Origin of the sequence: Mesorhizobium sp. L48C026A00, from assembly GCF_000502375.1 — a bacterium.
In the GTDB taxonomy this organism is placed as follows: Bacteria; Pseudomonadota; Alphaproteobacteria; order Rhizobiales; family Rhizobiaceae; genus Mesorhizobium; species Mesorhizobium muleiense.
In genome coordinates this window covers 1-16,264 of the sequence record NZ_AYWU01000066.1, presented here as the reverse complement: position 1 = coordinate 16,264, position 16,264 = coordinate 1, and the positions used below count along the sequence as shown (strand labels likewise).

General features: G+C 61.6%; 14 protein-coding genes and 4 pseudogenes. 6 read left to right on the top strand and 12 right to left on the bottom strand.

What is annotated here, in order from left to right:
• Window positions 1-616: 616 nt before the first annotated feature.
• Window positions 617-802, top strand: a pseudogene (locus tag X738_RS88115) (transposase); the annotation flags it as partial.
• Window positions 803-819: 17 nt separating this feature from the next.
• On the opposite strand, the gene X738_RS88110 reads toward X738_RS88115, so the two are convergent.
• The 5 genes from X738_RS88110 to X738_RS79850 form a co-directional block, all read right to left on the bottom strand.
• Complete coding sequence (locus X738_RS88110; RefSeq protein WP_023804131.1) at window positions 820-1,116, bottom strand: hypothetical protein; 297 nt, start codon at window positions 1,114-1,116, stop codon at window positions 820-822.
• Window positions 1,117-1,225: 109 nt separating this feature from the next.
• A complete protein-coding gene (locus X738_RS86560) occupies window positions 1,226-2,218 on the bottom strand; it encodes a hypothetical protein (RefSeq protein WP_051408015.1) in 993 nt (330 codons plus the stop codon).
• 13 nt (window positions 2,219-2,231) lie between these two features.
• Window positions 2,232-3,236: a phage integrase SAM-like domain-containing protein gene (locus X738_RS86555; protein WP_023804129.1), complete on the bottom strand. Its 1,005-nt coding sequence runs from the start codon at window positions 3,234-3,236 to the stop codon at window positions 2,232-2,234.
• Entirely contained in the window at window positions 3,226-3,939 is a 714-nt protein-coding gene (locus X738_RS79855; protein ID WP_245277892.1) for a site-specific integrase, read from the bottom strand. Before X738_RS79855 ends, X738_RS86555 begins: the two co-directional genes overlap by 11 nt.
• Window positions 3,940-4,648: 709 nt before the next feature.
• Complete coding sequence (locus tag X738_RS79850; protein WP_306455009.1) at window positions 4,649-5,788, bottom strand: RHE_PE00001 family protein; 1,140 nt, start codon at window positions 5,786-5,788, stop codon at window positions 4,649-4,651.
• 214 nt (window positions 5,789-6,002) lie between these two features.
• On the opposite strand from X738_RS79850, the gene X738_RS79845 reads away from it, so the two are divergent.
• Together X738_RS79845 and X738_RS79840 are read left to right on the top strand one after the other, a co-directional pair.
• Window positions 6,003-7,100: a hypothetical protein gene (locus X738_RS79845; RefSeq protein WP_031257124.1), complete on the top strand. Its 1,098-nt coding sequence runs from the start codon at window positions 6,003-6,005 to the stop codon at window positions 7,098-7,100.
• A gap of 9 nt (window positions 7,101-7,109) precedes the next feature.
• Window positions 7,110-8,355 (top strand): annotated as a pseudogene (locus X738_RS79840) (tyrosine-type recombinase/integrase).
• Window positions 8,356-8,511: 156 nt separating this feature from the next.
• Here the strand turns inward: X738_RS79840 and X738_RS0145045 are convergent.
• The 7 genes and pseudogenes from X738_RS0145045 to X738_RS79810 form a co-directional block, all read right to left on the bottom strand.
• Window positions 8,512-8,730 (bottom strand): annotated as a pseudogene (locus X738_RS0145045) (RES family NAD+ phosphorylase); the annotation flags it as partial.
• A 33-nt stretch (window positions 8,731-8,763) separates the two neighbouring features.
• Window positions 8,764-9,195: an antitoxin Xre-like helix-turn-helix domain-containing protein gene (locus X738_RS79835; RefSeq protein ID WP_023804122.1), complete on the bottom strand. Its 432-nt coding sequence runs from the start codon at window positions 9,193-9,195 to the stop codon at window positions 8,764-8,766.
• Window positions 9,196-9,358: 163 nt separating this feature from the next.
• Window positions 9,359-10,511 (bottom strand): annotated as a pseudogene (repC, locus tag X738_RS79830) (plasmid replication protein RepC).
• Window positions 10,512-10,668: 157 nt separating this feature from the next.
• The gene (repB, locus tag X738_RS79825; protein ID WP_031257121.1) at window positions 10,669-11,700 is read right to left on the bottom strand and encodes a plasmid partitioning protein RepB; all 1,032 of its coding nucleotides are present in this window, start codon (window positions 11,698-11,700) and stop codon (window positions 10,669-10,671) included.
• A complete protein-coding gene (repA, locus tag X738_RS79820) occupies window positions 11,700-12,902 on the bottom strand; it encodes a plasmid partitioning protein RepA (RefSeq protein ID WP_023804119.1) in 1,203 nt (400 codons plus the stop codon). The genes repB and repA overlap by 1 nt, the downstream gene beginning before the upstream one ends.
• A gap of 446 nt (window positions 12,903-13,348) precedes the next feature.
• Window positions 13,349-14,452: a site-specific integrase gene (locus tag X738_RS79815; protein ID WP_023804118.1), complete on the bottom strand. Its 1,104-nt coding sequence runs from the start codon at window positions 14,450-14,452 to the stop codon at window positions 13,349-13,351.
• Between the two features lie 149 nt (window positions 14,453-14,601).
• Complete coding sequence (locus X738_RS79810) at window positions 14,602-15,093, bottom strand: hypothetical protein (protein ID WP_023804117.1); 492 nt, start codon at window positions 15,091-15,093, stop codon at window positions 14,602-14,604.
• A gap of 208 nt (window positions 15,094-15,301) precedes the next feature.
• On the opposite strand from X738_RS79810, the gene X738_RS0145035 reads away from it, so the two are divergent.
• From X738_RS0145035 to X738_RS0145030, 3 genes are all read left to right on the top strand, one after another.
• The gene (locus X738_RS0145035) at window positions 15,302-15,610 is read left to right on the top strand and encodes a type II toxin-antitoxin system RelE/ParE family toxin (protein WP_051408014.1); all 309 of its coding nucleotides are present in this window, start codon (window positions 15,302-15,304) and stop codon (window positions 15,608-15,610) included.
• Window positions 15,594-15,917 carry a helix-turn-helix domain-containing protein gene (locus tag X738_RS79805; RefSeq protein WP_023804115.1) on the top strand — a complete coding sequence of 108 codons (324 nt, stop codon included), beginning with the start codon at window positions 15,594-15,596 and terminating at the stop codon, window positions 15,915-15,917. Before X738_RS0145035 ends, X738_RS79805 begins: the two co-directional genes overlap by 17 nt.
• Window positions 15,918-16,001: 84 nt before the next feature.
• A partial coding sequence (locus tag X738_RS0145030; RefSeq protein WP_373420509.1) for a DUF1403 family protein occupies window positions 16,002-16,264 on the top strand: 263 nt, incomplete at its 3' end.

Below are 16,264 nucleotides of genomic sequence, written 5' to 3'. Positions count from 1 at the left end.
GGCGCCGCGGCGTGTTCTTGTCCGCTCCCTTGCATCATGGGCTGCGCTTCCCATGGGGCCGCGCCTTCGATGAGGCTCAGGTCTCCCTGAGACGGATGAGGATGGAACGGGTCTGGCAGAGCCGGAACGCCGGGGGCGGGAATTTGGGCAGCGGCTTGGCGCGCCTCGCCCGAGCGCTGCTCAAAGCCCTCTTGCCCGGCCTGTGCCGCTTGCTCTTGAGATGCCGGGGGCTGCACCTGCCGCCAACCTGTTACATTGGATAGGTCAAATTTGTGCCGGTTCACGCTAGCCTCACGTCCACAGATCAGCTGAGCAACCTACTCGGGCATACTTACGAGAAGCTGACGAGGTCCGCGGTCCCGGAGCGGGTAGGCCTAATTTTCTGCGCGCCGATTGCGCTGGCGCGACGTAGCCCGGNTGCCTACTCGGGCATACTTACGAGAAGCTGACGAGGTCCGCGGTCCCGGAGCGGGTAGGCCTAATTTTCTGCGCGCCGATTGCGCTGGCGCGACGTAGCCCGGTGTCGGTCATCCTAGATCGCTGGAAAAGTCCGTTTTTCCGTAAGCGCGTAGGCATCCCCACGTAGCGTGCAGGCGGTTGATCGCTCATTTTCAGCATGAATCATGCGGAGAATCCTGTGAGCGACAGTATGAGCCATCATCGAACATTCGAGATTTTGACGGCGGAGCCTGTGCCGTCCCGACGCAAGCCGCGCCATCGGTCGGACGAAGAGAAGGCACGGCTTGTCGCCGAAGCCTTCTCGCCAGGGGGTAATGTGTCGGCAGTTGCGCATTCCGAGGGGCTGGACCCCTCGCAGCTCTATGCATGGCGCCGCAAGGTGCTTTCGTCGGGCATGGTTGCGCCACTGACGGAGGCAGCGAGCAATCCGGCGAAGTTCACGCGCTTTTCGTCGTTCGCAACTTCCAGGAACTTGGCCCCCTGAAGATACAGGCATGTCAGCAAGTTTGCATAATGTTGCAGGGTCACGGTCATCACCGCCTTGCCCGGCTTGCTGCCCGGACGCTGTGCCATTGCCGCCATGAACCTATCGCAGCCGTCACGATCGAGATCGGCGAAGCTGCGGTATCCTTGCGCCGCCATCCAGCGGATCAGCATCCGCAGCGTGTTGAAGACACGGACGATCGTCGACTCGTGAACGTTGCGGCGACCTGGAGGCGGGTCCAGCTTCAGGCTCCACAGGAACAGTTTGGCCGCCTCTTGCCAGTCAGCCCATTGCGGATCGCTGAACCGGCTGTCGTCGGCAAGGGCAAAGCCCCAGTCGAGCGAGAAGTCGCTCCGGTTTGCGCCGGGACGATGGCCGTCGAGATGCCAGACCTGATCCGACCACACCGAGCGCGCCGATATCCGGAGTGCTGGCCTTGCGGCGGCAACAAGATCGGATGCAGTGGACGCTTGCATCGTTCACTCCAGCGCCGGAAGGGTTGGCAGGGTCGACATTCGACGTTCGGACCTCTTCGCGAAGTCGTTCCGGGAAGTCAGGCAGGATGTTCTCGGTGAGAATGCGCAGGCTCGGCGCATACAGAAGCTCGAAGCGGCGCGGATCGATGCGTTCACGCGCGCGCTCCAGTTCTTTCTTCGCCTGGAGAATGCGCGCCATGTGATCCGCATCGATCGGGATAACCAGTCCCGGGCAGCGCAGGCATCCGCCAAAGTGCCGGCAGATCCTGCCAGCCGCCGATCCCGGTGCTGTGCCCGTGGCCGGGTTGAGGCAATCATGGCTGAACGGAACCGTCGCATCGCTCGCCAGCGCAATCCGGTCGCGTTGCGCCTGATCCTCGCCGTCCGACTTCGCGCCGACGATCCAACCGAGCATGAGCGCTTGCGATCGGGCGATGGTTTCGCGCTGAATGCGGCGCGTCTGCGGTCCCTTGATGTAAAGCTCGGTCGTATCGACGCGGGCGTGGTTGAGCACGTCCTGTGTTGCAGCGATATCGCCGCCGGACGCCTTGTAGTATTCGGGTGCCACGCTGCCCCGCAACAGAATGGCGGCAAAATCCGGCAAGAGTTGACGTGCGCGTTCCGGTGCGGCCTTGTTCCAGATGGCGATGCGGGCATTGGAGCGTTTGATGAACGGCTTCAGGGCATGCGACAAGGTCGCCTCCGCAATCAGCGTCACCGCGTCCTTCTTCTCGCTCTTCACCAGAAACAGACGATTGCGGTCCTGCCGGCTGGATCGGGAGACGAGCGGCGCCGTCATCGCCAGCAACCGGTCAATCAGGTTCGGCGCCGCATGTCGCCGACGGCAATCGAAGGATCGCCTTTGCGCGCGCTTCACCTTCGCGCCGGCCCCGGGGCTTGGCCCACTCGACGATTATGCGATGCTCGTCAAGCGGATGCGCGACTTGGCAATCGCGCTTGATAATCCGCAGCGCGTCCGGATTGCCCGCCGTCTGGATCGCAATGGCGATGAAGAACGCGACGACCGTTTCGCCGGTCAGGTGAAGATAGCCGCCAAGATGACGAAGCCCGCCATGGCGGTTGACCGCCGACATGCTGGCCTGGCTGCGGAGCGCAAGCGTTCGGGACGGCAGGACGCCGTCGTTCACTCGAGCAAGCGCCCGGACCATGTCGCAAAGTTCGGGATCGACGCCATCGACCGGGCCGCTCGTGGCGAGGATGGTCCGACCCGCATCGAAGCGATCCCACGCCTCGTCAATTTCCTCATAGCACGCGCGAAGGATTGCCTTGAGGTCATCTCCGCCGAGACGAGCCCGGGGATCGGCACTACGGTTCGGCCAGACCCGCCAGGGGAAGTCGATCCGTGACGGTAGCCGGGACGGATGCCGGCGCTTCGTCCAGTCGATCATCTGGCGAAGTTGCATCAGCACATTCGCCCGCGAGCCCTTTGACCAGGGCTGGTTCGTTTGTTCTGCGACCTGGCGATCCAGCCACGCGATATAGCGTCCGACCATCGCACTGGTCAGATCGTCGACCGACACAACAAGACCGTCTTCCGACACGAAGCGCGCGAACGCCCGCAGCGCCATCCAGCAATGACGCTGCGTGTCCCGGCTCGAGGCGGCATGATGATGACGGAAGGCGTCGGCCAGCAGTATTGCAACGTCAAACGGCAAGCCGAGCGTGCCGGGATCGTAGCGCTTTGTAACGTCGCCCCAGCCGTCGCGGAAGACGACGATGGTCTCGGCCGACTGGTCCAGAATGATCGGTGTCGCGGCCGACAGCCGCCGGTCGATGCGCTCGCGTCTAACGGCCATCGGGGATCAGTTCGCAATAGAGGTAGTCGATGCTGTCAGCGAGGTCCCGTCCATTCAGCTCGACGCAGCGCAGATAAATCGCGGTGCTCTGGATCGAACTGTGCCCCAGCAGGACCTGCACGATCTTCAGCGGATTGAGGTCCGGCGTACTCGATGCCTGCCGCTGCAGCCGCACCAGCATCGTCATCGCGAATGTGTGCCTCAGATAATGCAAGGTTCCCGTCACCCCGGCCGCGCGGAACGCCGCTGCAAACACCGCCGTCAATCGCGCCTTGCTCACCGCGTTTCCCTGAAGATTGAGGAAGAGCGCGGAGGGCGGCCGATAGTCCGGCCGTTGACGACGCAACGCCCGGACCTGCGGCGTGCGAACCTCGTCGATATAGCGTTGCGTCCGGTCGACCAGGCGGATCGGCGGGTAGATCGTGCGCGGCTTGTCGCCCTTGGTGATCGTCAGCGGGACGCCGATCAGGGGATGATCCTCGTCGTCCAGATGCGCCGTCTCCGGAACCTGGAAGACGGCCAGGCCGCAAAGCTCCTTGCGCCGCCGAGAGGCCAGTCGATAAACTGCGGATCCTGTCGGATCATCAATGTGCATCAAAGTGCCGGAGCCCGAGACAAGCCTCAGATCACGGTCGTTACGATCGTCGTTGGCGAGGCGAACGACTCCGATCTTCCGCCGCAGGCCTACCGAAAGTGCAACCACGTCCTCGTTGGGTTGAATGACCTCCCAAACTGGCTCAAGTTCATCAGTGCCGCGGATTCGGAATTTGAAGACAGGTTGGACGGGATGGCCTTGATGACTCGGATCCGGAAGGACCGCCTTCTGCCCGTCCCATTCCCATGGCCATAGGGCTTGTTGACAGTCGGCAATTCCAACTTCGGCTGGAATTTCGACGACCGCCTCGATCGAGAACCCGTCTTTCGTGGATCGGTTGAGATAGTCCGTTTCGAGCACTTGATTGTATTTGTTAGGCTAAACAGCAACGCAACTGCATGTAGAACAGTGCTCTTCCCAGAGTCACCGCCGCCTATAAGGATGTTTATTTGATCGTTGGACGCCACTCCAGAGACTCGATGCCCCGAAACTTCGCGATCGAAAGATATTTGATCCGGGGTTGCTCAGCCATCGTCGATCCGAATCGTTGCAGTCAATAGTGCGAGCTTAGGCTTGTTCAATTCGATCCGCCAAGCTCCCAGACGTGAACAGACCTTCGGTTCGTAGCCACGTTTCGGCAGCAGAATCCGATTGCCGGGATTCTCATATGTGACTGCCAAGCACGTCGACCCTGGGATCGCGACCATCGACGTCGAGCCCAACACAGGCGAAACAGGCGCCGCAACGCCGGACAATTGAGAGGCTAGTCGAGCAGCAATCTAATCGGCCTCCCAAAGGCGTGTGGTTGGGAGGACCGTTAGATCACACCCCATGCCCGAAACCTTCCCCTGCCCGTCATCTCGCGCAGGCCAAGCTCGCCGATCAGGTTGAGCGCGCCCTGTTTTGTCACCTTTAGCCGCTCCTGGATCATGCCGGTAGAGACGAGCGGTCGCGACAGCACCAGCTCGACCAGGTCGGGCAGTTTCGAGCTGGCGCGGCGTTCGCGCAGCCGCCGCTCCATCTGGCTTTTTGCCAGCACGAGACGGTCATGCTCCTTCAGGCCAGCCACTGCTGCGTCGTGAATGGCATCGAGCAAGGCGAGCAGCCGATCGCCGCGATTGCGCGCCCGCCTCCGCTCCCGCGGAATGTTTTTCGCGCCGAGATGAATGCAAGCGAGATGGTGGGCGGCGAGCCCCTCCTGCCGCAGCAGCGAGGCGACGAACAGTGGCCCGAGCCAGGCGGCATGCTGCAGCACCTCGATGTCGGACCATGCCTCAAGCAGGATTGCGGCGCGCAGGACGACCGGCAGATCGCGCGTCCCGGCGAGCACAACCTGCCATTCGGCCAGCCGTTCTTCCTCATTCCAGTCGAGATCGTAGATCAGGCCGTTTTGCGGCTCCGGCCGGTCGTCCGGCCGCGCCGCTTTCACCCGCACGTCGGCGCCGCTGAGAATCTTCGACGAGCGCGCCAGGACGGCATCGATCTCGGCAAATTCTTCGGCCAGCCGGTTAGCCTCAGCGTCATCGCGATCGTCGGCTTCAAAGGAGCTGGCTCCAGCTCCCTCCGCGTCCCGGCTTTTTTGGCCCGCCGCCGGCATGGCGCCGCCGCGACCGGTCAGCGCCAAAAAACCGTCGCGGCTGAGCGCCCAGTCCGGCTTTTGCGCAAAAATCCGTCGGCGAGTTCGCAGCACCGCGTGCGCCCGGGTGAGTTCGTGGGTCGGGGTGCGGATGTCCATGTGGGCGTCGTGCAGCACGAGGTCCTCGAGGTGGACGAGTTCGCCCTCGAGCCAAAGCGCCGAGGCCGCGTCGACAAAATGCTGGCGTTCGACAAAGCCGTCGCGGACGGGAGAGCGGGCGACCCGCTCGTCGAGGCGGACCAAAATCTCGGTCGCGCGGGCAACCGGCCCGATCAGGGTTTCCAGGGGCAGTTTGTCGAGCGTGTAAGCCATTGTTTTCATGATGGCTGATTCGCATTGGTCAAGCTAGTGAGGGTCTCACTGGACTTACGTCGTGTTTCTTCAGAGGCAAAAATCACTATCGATAATGACCTCTTATCGATAGTGATTGATCTCGTGCGCCAAATCAGCCAGAATCGCCCTCCAGATGGCCGCCGGCGTCGTGCGGCCGGCGTTCTGGACGGGTCTTTTCCGGCCAATAGAAAGGCAGCCCTGGATGTCCGAGCAAAAACCCGTGCGCCTGCCCGACGCCGCTTCCGTCGATACCGTGCTCGCGGCTCTGCAGCCGCAGTCGGCCGACGCCGAGCTTGCCCCGGCCCTGAACAAGGCTTTTCCGGGCTTCGCCTTTACCGTCGCGAGGATCGACGACCCCTACTGGTGCAACCCTCATGCTGTCGTCGCTGCCGACGACACGCGCCTCGGCGACCATCGCGCCTGGGTCGAGCGCGCACTGGCCGCTGTCGGCGGCGACCTCACCGCCTTCTGGAACCGGCATCGCGAGAGCGGAGAAAAATTCACCGAATGGCGCGGCGCCAGCGCCTTCGCCTTTGCGCCGACCGGCCCGGGCGTCGCCGATTTTATCCAGCTCTCGCTCGGCCGCGAGATCGAATTTGTGGCCGGACCCGTGGTGGATCCCGATTATCGCCCCTATAGCGCCGACGATCTCTTCGAGCCGACCTGGGTTTCTCGCGATTCCGCTGCCGAGGCGCAGCCGCTGGCAGGACCGGTCTACCGGCTGCGTGGCCGCGCCGGCGGCGGCATCGTCCACATGAGGAGTTTTTTGGCGCGCCGCGCCCGCATCGAACGCGAGCAACGCGAAGCCCGCCGGCCTGAACTCGAAAGCCGCGTCATCCACGAGGTCGGCTCCGAGGCTGTCAGGGACATCCCATTCCTGGAGGCCAATCCCGGCTGGTTCGATTTTTTTCCCCGCGAAAACCGCTTTTTTGCCGACTGGGCGCGATCAAGTGCCGCAAGCGCACGCATCTTTGACCACTGGGCCTTCGACATCCACGATTTTGAGGGTCCCGGCCAAAAACGCGAGATCGGGTTTATTCCGCGGCCGCTCAAAATGCCTGCCGGGAAGCTGCCGATGGAAGAAGGTATTTCGGTGCACCGCCTGATGGAGCGGACCGAGGCGATCGACGCGGAGGTGGGCCTGCCCTTCGCCTGGTTCTTTTTTATGACGCACGGGCACTGGGTCGATCCGGACGTCGGCCACACCATCGCCGACGGCTTGCGTGCCGGGCGCGTGCGCCTGCCAGACCGCGATGCCGCCGTGCTGCTCGCCTGGGCAGACAAAAAATATCTGTTCTGAGGCGGCGTCATGGACCTTCGCCTGCCAAAACCCGGATCCGACCAAAAACTGCGCCGCGCCGAGGCGCTGGACGCGCTGGAGTCCGTGCTGCCGTTCGACCGCCGCGACTTTTTGGCCGAAATCCTCACCGACGACGATGTCGCCACACTGCGCCATCTCGCCAAAGAAGGCATCGGCGAGAATTCCCTGCGCGCCCTGGCCTCGGATCTCGGTTACCTCGAAGCCTGGTCTCTGGCCGCGACCGGTTTTTCGCTCCCCTGGCCAGCGCCTGAAGCGCTGCTGATCAAATTCGTCGCCCACCACCTCTGGGATTTTTCGAAACGCGAAACCGATCCCGTGCACGGCATGCCCGCCGAAGTCGCGATAACGCTGAAAGCCGAAGGGCTTCTTCGCAGCGACGGCCCGCATGCGCCCGCCACCGTGCGCCGGCGGCTGTCCAGCTGGTCGACGCTGACCAAATGGCGCGGTTTGCGCGGCAAATTCAACGCGCCGGGTCTACGCAGCGCGATAAAACTGGCGGTGCGTGCCAGCGCCCGCCCCCGCGTACGAAAAAGCAAAAAGGCGGTGACCGCCGATGTTTTGGCCGCCCTCCTGAAGGCCTGCGCCGGCGACCGTTTCGTCGACGTCAGGGATCGCGCGATCCTCATCACCGCCTTCGCCTCCGGCGGCCGCCGCCGCAGCGAAATTGCTTCGCTCAGGTTCGAGCAGATCGTCGAAGAAGAGCCGGTGCCCGCGGATCCCAAGGAGCCAGAGGGGCAAAAAATTCCCTGCCTAAAAATCCGGCTGGGCCGGACAAAAACGACACAGGCCGACAGCGACGCTTTTGTGCTGCTCGTCGGCCGGCCTGTTCTGGTCCTGAAAGACTGGCTCGAGCGCGCCGGGATCACTGACGGTGCCGTGTTTCGCGGCATCGACCGTTGGGGCAATCTCGAAAAACGTGCCCTGACGCCGCAGGCCGTCAATCTGATCCTGAAACGCCGCGTCGCCGAGGCCGGGCTCGACCCGCAGGCCTTCTCCGCCCACGGCCTGCGCTCCGGCTATCTCACCGAAACCGCCCGCCGCGGCATTCCGCTGCCCGAAGCCATGCAGCAGTCGCAGCATCGCTCCGTGCANCTATCTCACCGAAACCGCCCGCCGCGGCATTCCGCTGCCCGAAGCCATGCAGCAGTCGCAGCATCGCTCCGTGCAACAGGCGTCGAACTACTACAACGACGCCGAGCGGACGCTTGGAAGGGCGGCGCGGATCATCGTCTAAATTAAGTCGCAGATCGATCCGGCACGTCACAGCTTGCGGCGTCAGCTCCAGGACTCGGCCACGCCTCGGCCGAGATGACCTGCAGATACCACGTCGGCGCGACTGTTTTCGTGTCAATCCCACAAAAGCGGGCGGGCTGTAGGGACAAAGAGCCCGTTACGCGCCAAACAGCCGCCCGTCCCAGTAGACAAGCTGGTGCAGACTGGTCTGGATCCTGGAAAACTCCGGATGGGCCGGGTTGATCAGCACATTGCAATCGAGACGCGCCACGACACTCGGCACCAGCAGGATGACGCTGCGCCGGTCTAAACACCAGGTTTCGCCAAATCCCTTGCTCACCGTCGCCGGCATCGTGTCCCAGCCGGGCAGTGACGGCTGGGNATAGCGTGCGATCGAGAGTCTGGGCCGTCACGCAGCACTGCCGTACTTCAGACCTCCGAGGATATCGACTACCATTTCGGCGCCGAACTCGCTCAGGATAACGACGTCGATCGGTCGCTTGTCCTCAATCATCGGGTGCGGCCGAAACAGGAAATCGCGCGCTTCCGCTTCGTTCTGCCAGACATCGACAGCAAGGCCCCAGACGCGCGCGACGCGGGCCAATCGCGTGCCCTCGTCCGACGAGAGGCGATGTACCGCCTTGCGCCGCTCGTAGGTCGCCTTGGGGATCAGCCGGTATTTGAACTGAGCATCGCCAGGCGCCAGAAGATGCGCAACGCGCTCAAGTGCGCCAATGGGAAGTCCATCCTCGATCCGGGAGATCAGCCCGAAAGGCGACCGCGCCGCCACCTCTTTAACGGGCAGCCCCAACACGTCGGCGACATTTCCGAACGCTAGCATTTCACTCTCCANCGCGCCGCCACCTCTTTAACGGGCAGCCCCAACACGTCGGCGACATTTCCGAACGCTAGCATTTCACTCTCCAATCCATTTGAGGCAAAATATAGCCTCACATGATGCGCCATGCAAGCCCCTGCATCAGCGCGAACCGATCCGCCAACGGTTACCCTGTCATCTTTGCTGTCACGCCGTTCGCTCGCAATGCCGCCATCAGCATCGGCCCGACCGAAAACTCCCCTGCCCTCGCCTTCTCGGTCAGCACGCGCAGATAGCCGCCCGCTGAATCGATGTGCTGTGCCCTTTGGAGAATGCAGGCAATCACAACCGCGGCGATCTCCTGACCCATGACATGGCAGGCATCCTCATACGCTGACGGCGAAACGCCCAGATACCCCCGCACCTGGGCCGCGGTTATCATGAGATCGCGCCAGTTGCCGATCCCCTCAACGGCGTAGTCTGCAATTTCGGGGCAGGCCTTCAGCACTAGCCCCAGCGGATAGGTTTTCGGCGACTCTGCGGTCCTCGTCCTTGGCTCGGCCGCCGCCCCGCTTTTTTCCAAAGCAGGTTCAAATTCAAAAATAGACTCGGTATTTGAATCAGATTGCTGCCGCTCGCTTTGGGACTCATTGCCGCTCGGATTCGTGGATTCCATATGGATTTCCAGCAGCTTATCCACGTCATCACGCAACGCGGCCAGATCGGCCACGATAGGCTCGAGCTCGGCAATGCGGGCTCGGCGCGGAATTGTCCCCACAATGGCGCGGAGACGCCTCCACAGGCTTCCCCAGTCGCCCGGCACGTCTTCCTCAACGGCCGCCTCGACCAACTTGTGGATATCCCGGCGGTGCAGCGTAATGCGTTCCCTCATCAGCCTGAGCGCCCTGTTGTCGGCGCGAACACGCTCGGCCGCCGCCTCGAACTCTTGAGCACGGCCCAGCAGCGGCGCCAGCGAGAAGCCAAATGCTTCCTCGATCTCCCCGCCCCTTCCCTTCCGTGCATAACGCTTGCCGTTCGGGCTGTCCCGACGGTTGACTAGACCGCAATCCACCAGCTCCGCCAGGTTCCTCCGCAAGGTGGAATCGGGCATGCCGTGCGCCCTGAGGGACAGCTGTGCGTTCGAGGGAAACACGATGAGGCCGTTTTCCTCACTCAGCTCGCTGTCAGGATAGAATGACAGCAACGCATTCAGGACGGCCAGGGCGCGATCGCCGATGCCGACGATGCTCTTGCCCTCGCAGAGGTTNGTTTTGCGCTGCCAGCATGGCAAGCGACATCGGCCGCCGCCCAAAGGGCGTCGTTGCAATACCCGTCTCCATTTCTTCCTTCGCCTTCAATTAGGCAAAAGAAATCCGTCCGCCGAATCGACGCTTAAAACTCTTGACACTGATTCGTGGAAATGAGATTCTCGGCTTGCTAGAACACGAGAAGGGCTTCCGCGACGGTTTCGTTCGGGGGCCTTTTTCTTTTGCGGTTTCAGTCTCCTACTGCTTGCATATTGGACTGCCGGAACGCCTCGTAGAGGTCGTCCAGTCGTCCGGTTATGAATTCGGCAAAAAGCGGCCCGTCAGCGGATTCCAAGGTGACAGTGGCCTTTTTCGCGGTCTTTTTCAGCGTCACGCTAACTGATTTGTCCTCAGGAGCCCAGGTTTTGGTCGGTGTTCTTTGAGCGGCTGCTATCCCCTGGCCCGCTGGCTTCCCAGACAGGTGCCGAGACATCATCTCCAATCTGTCGTCGCTGGTGGCGTCCCCGAATTCAGGTGTTGCTATCAGCTCCTTAATGGAACCGCCGCCTTCCCTGATCTTCTTGGCGAGATCGTACCAACGGTCGCGGCCGCTATTCTTGGCGGCTCCGATCGCCTTAATGATTTCAGCCGGAATGTCCTTGGTGACAGAAATCATTTTCGAGACAACGGTCTTGTCGACGGATAGAGCCGCCATAATGACGTCGCGGTCATAGCCGTTTCGCTCGAGATTGCTGGCGAAGACGGCTTTCTCGATGAACGAGAGATCGGCCCGGGCACTGTTCTCTTGCCCTTGGGCGATCACATGGTCTTTGTCAGCCAGGTCCTTGACGACCGCCCTCACCGGTCTTCCGAGTTCCTTTGCAGCCCGTGCCCGGCGATGGCCGAATACGGTCATGTATCGGCCATCGATCCCAGGGTGCGGCCGCACCAGGATCGGGCTGTCCTGCCCTCTTTGACGGATGGCTTCGACCAGTTCCTCGAAGGTTTCCTTGTCATCTTCCATTCGGTCGGCGACAAAGGAGACGTCGATCGTATCAGGGTTGAGATCGATTACCGTTACGCCTTCGAGCAGTCGGGATTCGATATCTTTGGCGGCCTGCGCCTTCTCTGCGAGCTCGTCGATCGACCGCGTCATGGCTCCGAAAGCGCCGCGGCTTCGGTTTCTTTCCATGGCGGGCGAAGGCGTGTCGTCTACGGGTGTCGAGTTGACTGCGGTCAACTTTCGCTCGGTAAACGCAGTCAGCAGGTTTTTTCTGGACATCAGCGTCCCCATGCCCTGTGGATTAGGTCCGTGATCTCTGAATTCACCCGATGCAAGGATTCCATTGCGCGGTCGTATGTCGACCTGGTGAACTGGGTGCGTTCCACCTCATACAGGGACTGTTTGGTAATCCCCGCATCCGAGATCGCCGTGCTCTTAAGCATCTCGTTGACGAGCACATGCTGTTTGAACAGCGATCTCATGAAGGCGACCATCTGGCTTTGTGGCCCGTCCGTTGGCTCGTAGCGGGTCACAAGATAGCGAAGCCAATCGAGCCGCATGTTGGCACCCGCTTTCTTCAAGGTGCCCATGATCTCACCCATCATCAGCAGGAACTGGCACATGGACATCACATCCAGCATCTGCGGATGCACGGTTATCAGGATGCCAGTCGAGGACGACAACGCCGTCAACGTCAGGTATCCGAGCTGGGGAGGACAATCGATGATTACGATGTCGTATTCGTCGGCAACATCAGCCAAGGCGTCATCCAGACGTCCGAAGAAGATGCGGCCGATCGAGCCGTCTTTCTGCGACAGGGCGAGGGGAGTGTCGTATTCGAATTCTTGCAATTCCAAGTTCGCAGGAACGATGTCGAGACCGGGGAAGTTGGTCTTCTTCACAAGCGCCGACAGTGGCTTCCTCTCGTCATCGTAGCGCAAGGCTTCGTAAAGGGATTCGTTGTGATCGATCTCCGGCTGGAAGCCGTGCAAGGCCGACAGCGAGGCCTGCGGGTCGAGATCGATTGCAAGAACGCGATGCCCAGTGAGTGCCAGATGCTGCGCCAAGTGTGCGGCCGTGGTGGTTTTCGCGCTACCACCCTTGAAATTGACTACCGCAAGGATTTGGAGACGATCTGAGCCCCTGCGGTGAGGAACATATTTCGCTGTTGTCCGACTGTTCTTGTCGAGAAAGCTGCGCATTTCCAAGAGCTGTTCGGCGGTATAGGAGCGGCGGCCCGATGGGGTTACCATCGGTTGTGGCCCCTTGCCTTCGAGAGACAGATTTTTGAGGTACCCGCTCGTGACACCAAGATACTGGGCTGCTTCCGACAACTGGAATGGACGGAGGGTTTTCTCGGCGTTGGGCGGAAACATTGCCAAACGATGCTCGTTCAACATCGCTGACAGTTCGTTCGCCTGCTGTGTAATCAGCAGGTCGACTTCTGCAATCTCCTCCTGGATGCTAGCTTTCATATTCATCGATATTTTCCGCACATGCGTTTTGAAGGCCCATCCGGCGTTCCAACCGCATGTAGCGCTGATTCTTTGGATCCGGCAAGAAATTTAATGTTAACGAGAGGTTAACGGGTATCCGGGAGTTGACTGCAGTCAACTTTCAAGAGGGATTCGACTCACGTGAAACGACTCCACTTTGAGGTAAATCAGAACTTCCGGCCTCGGGTGGCCCAGTTTAAGGAGCGGGAACAAACTCCGCTTCCCTTGCCTCGACCACGCCGCTTCCGCCAGTGCACGGCCGCCGCCTGGTGCTGCGCCATCGACTTCGCAATGCGGTCCGCGAAATCATCAGGCAGGCTATCTGCAGGAACGGTGTGGCTTTTACTTCCCGATTTCAATTGAAGCCGTAAGCTGAAATTTCGAACCTCAGGTTTCACCTTGCGCCTTCACCCGGGGCAGGGGATGGCCCGTCAAAGCCCGCTGGCCTTGGTGAGATTGACGCGGAACCGGTCGCGACGGCGCTGATATTTGCGGGTCATCTCCGCTGACGTGTGGCCGAGCTGCTTCTGCACGTGGCGTTCCTCGATCTCGGCCGAAGTGGCAAGGCCAGCCCTGAGCGAGTGTCCAGAAAACAGCAGCCCACGCTCCCCTTCCGGAAGATCAGAACGGACGCCGGCAGCGAGCGCCGTCTGCTTGACCAGGCGGGCGACATGCTTGTCGGAGAGCCGCTCGACGTCGACGGTCTTGTTATCCTTGAAAATCCGCCGAAACAGCGGCCCACGGCCAATGCGACCGTATTTGATCCATGTCTCCAGCGCCACGGCGGGGCAGGATTGATCGCTCGAGCCGCAGCCGACCTCGACTTCACGCCAGCCGGTTTTTCCCCGCAGCGTCACGAGAACGCCCTTCTCGGGGAAAAACTCGATCCAGCCGGCGCCATTGCTGTTTTCGTCTCGGGTGACGTCGAGGCCGACGATCTCGGAGCGCCGCAGGCCGCCGGCGAAGCCGAGGAGCAGGATGGCGCGGTCGCGCAGGGCTCTCAGATCATGGCCCAGCGTCGCGACCATGGCGAGAAGATCGTCGCCAAGGACGGCTTCCTTTTGCCGCGGTGGTTTTGCGTGCTTGCGGCGGATGCCGGCGAGCACGGTGGCGATGTGGCGGTCTTTCCGATCGACCGCAAAGCCGCGCTGGGTAAAATTCCACACCAATCCCGACAGGCGCCGCTCTATGGTGGCGACGGAAAGCGGTTTCACGCCGCGCTTGACGTGGCCGGCAGCGCAGGCGCTGATATACAGCCCGATCGTTTGCGGCTCCGGCGGCAGCGGCTCAAAGCCGCCGCGGCGGCACCAGGACGCAAAATGCCGCCAATCCTTGGCGTAGGCGTCTCGCGTGTTCTCGGAGCTGGCGGCCTTGGCGTAACCTGTTGCGGTCTCGACGAGGTTTTCCAGCCCGACCGGCAGGGGAGGGGGCTTTTGCGGCTCGGCCGGGATGCGGCCCATCTCAAGGACGAGATCGACGATGTCGGGCAGGTCCCCGTCGTCGTGGGCTGTCGCGTCACAAATCGGTGAGGTCATCGGGGAACCGTCCTCCACGTTTGTTGAACAGCCGCCATGTTTCCTGGCCATGTTCTGAAACAATAAGACGTCTTGTGCCGTCCGCCGCCGCTTCGATCAACCCGAGACGCGCAAGTGGGACCATTGTCCTTTCGGCGATCGGTCTGTCGTCATATTTTGCCGGACACAACGAGCTGCCATCCCGCGGTCCCGCGTTGCGTCACAGTCGGCATGAGATAGCCCTCTTCCTGGCGCATTCCATCGCGGCCAAAGGTTGCCAGGCAAACGCTCCAGAAGGCGTTGCGCGGTCGCGGCGGAATAAGCGCCCAATCGAGCGGGCCAGTTTCTGAAGTCCGGCTTTGCGGCTGCCGATCCAGCCGAGAGCCGGCAAGGCCTTGTCGGTAGGCGCGTTCCAGAGCGCCGGCGATGGCACCCGCGGTGTCGACAGCCAAGCCATATTTTCGGTTGTAGCGATCCTTGGCGACGATGCCGCGGGCGATCTCGCGAAACTTTGCTTTGCGATGGGGATCGGCTGGGACCTGGGATGTGCTCTTTGTCACGAACGGCATTTCCGGGTTGACGATTGCCGCAGGTGCGTTCGACGGCGCGGTTGGACGATTGAAGAATGCGAGACCGATGATGCAGGCCGCGATGTGAATCACGCGTGGTGGCCAGCTTGCCGCCAAAGAACGCGACTGTCCACCTGGCGACCGCATGGATTTCCAGGCCGGCGCAGGGGTTTCGCGCCTCGGGGACGTGGTCGAAGTGCTACTATCGGCCTTGAAATAGATAGCACCAGGTGCTATCTAAAGCCATGACGGAACGACCTTCAAGACGGCCTGGTTCGCCAAGGCGGCGCGCAAGGCGCGCATTTCGGACGCCGATCTATGCAAGGCGATCGAACAGGTGGCTTTGGGACAGGCTGACGATCTTGGCGGCGGCGTGTTCAAGAAGCGCCTGAACGACAACCGGCACCGATCAATCATACTGGCCAAATCCGGCCGATTCTGGGTCTACGAGTATGTTTTCGCCAAACAGGACCGGGCTAACATTGACGACAAGGAACTTACCCAATTCCGGAAGCTGGCGAAGGCCTATGCCGAGTTGACCGACCGACAGATCGAGCGGCTGGTGTCGGCGGGAGATTTTTTGGAGATATGCCATGACCAGAAGCAATAGGTACAAGTCGGATGCCTTCGAGGCGATCCACAGCTCGGCGAGCGCGCTTTACAAGATTGGCGCGATCGACAAGGCGACGCTGCGCAGCTTTGATGATAGCTGCCTGACGGTGCCGCAAAAATTCGCGCCGGATGAGATCAAGGCGCTGCGCGAGAAGAGCCATGTCAGCCAGCCGGTGTTCGCGCGCTATCTCAACACGTCGGAATCGACGGTGCAGAAGTGGGAAAGCGGCGCCAAGCGACCGAGCGGGCTGGCGCTGAAATTGCTGGCTGTGGTCGAGAAGCACGGGCTGAAGGTGCTGCAGTAGTGGCCTTTCATGATACGTCCGATAAGGCAACCTTACCGGACATTATTGTCCCGCGACAGGCGCGGCGGTTTTGGCGGTCATGCCTTGCAAAAAGCGCCGCGTCGATTCATCCTGTCGGGGATGATTCTTCGCCCCAAACCGGCCCCGCGCCACCATGCCCAGTCTCCCGGGCTCGGGCTGTCCGCTCTCGCGGCATCGGTGCCGTCCTGGCTGCGCCGGGCGGTCGCGGCGGCGCAAACCGTTGAAGATGCTGCGATCGCATGCGGCGCCGCGATCGCCGCGCTCGATGCTCTCGTGCGCCGGGACGAAAAATGGGCCGCCGCCTGGCGGCAGCGCCTCGCACTCTG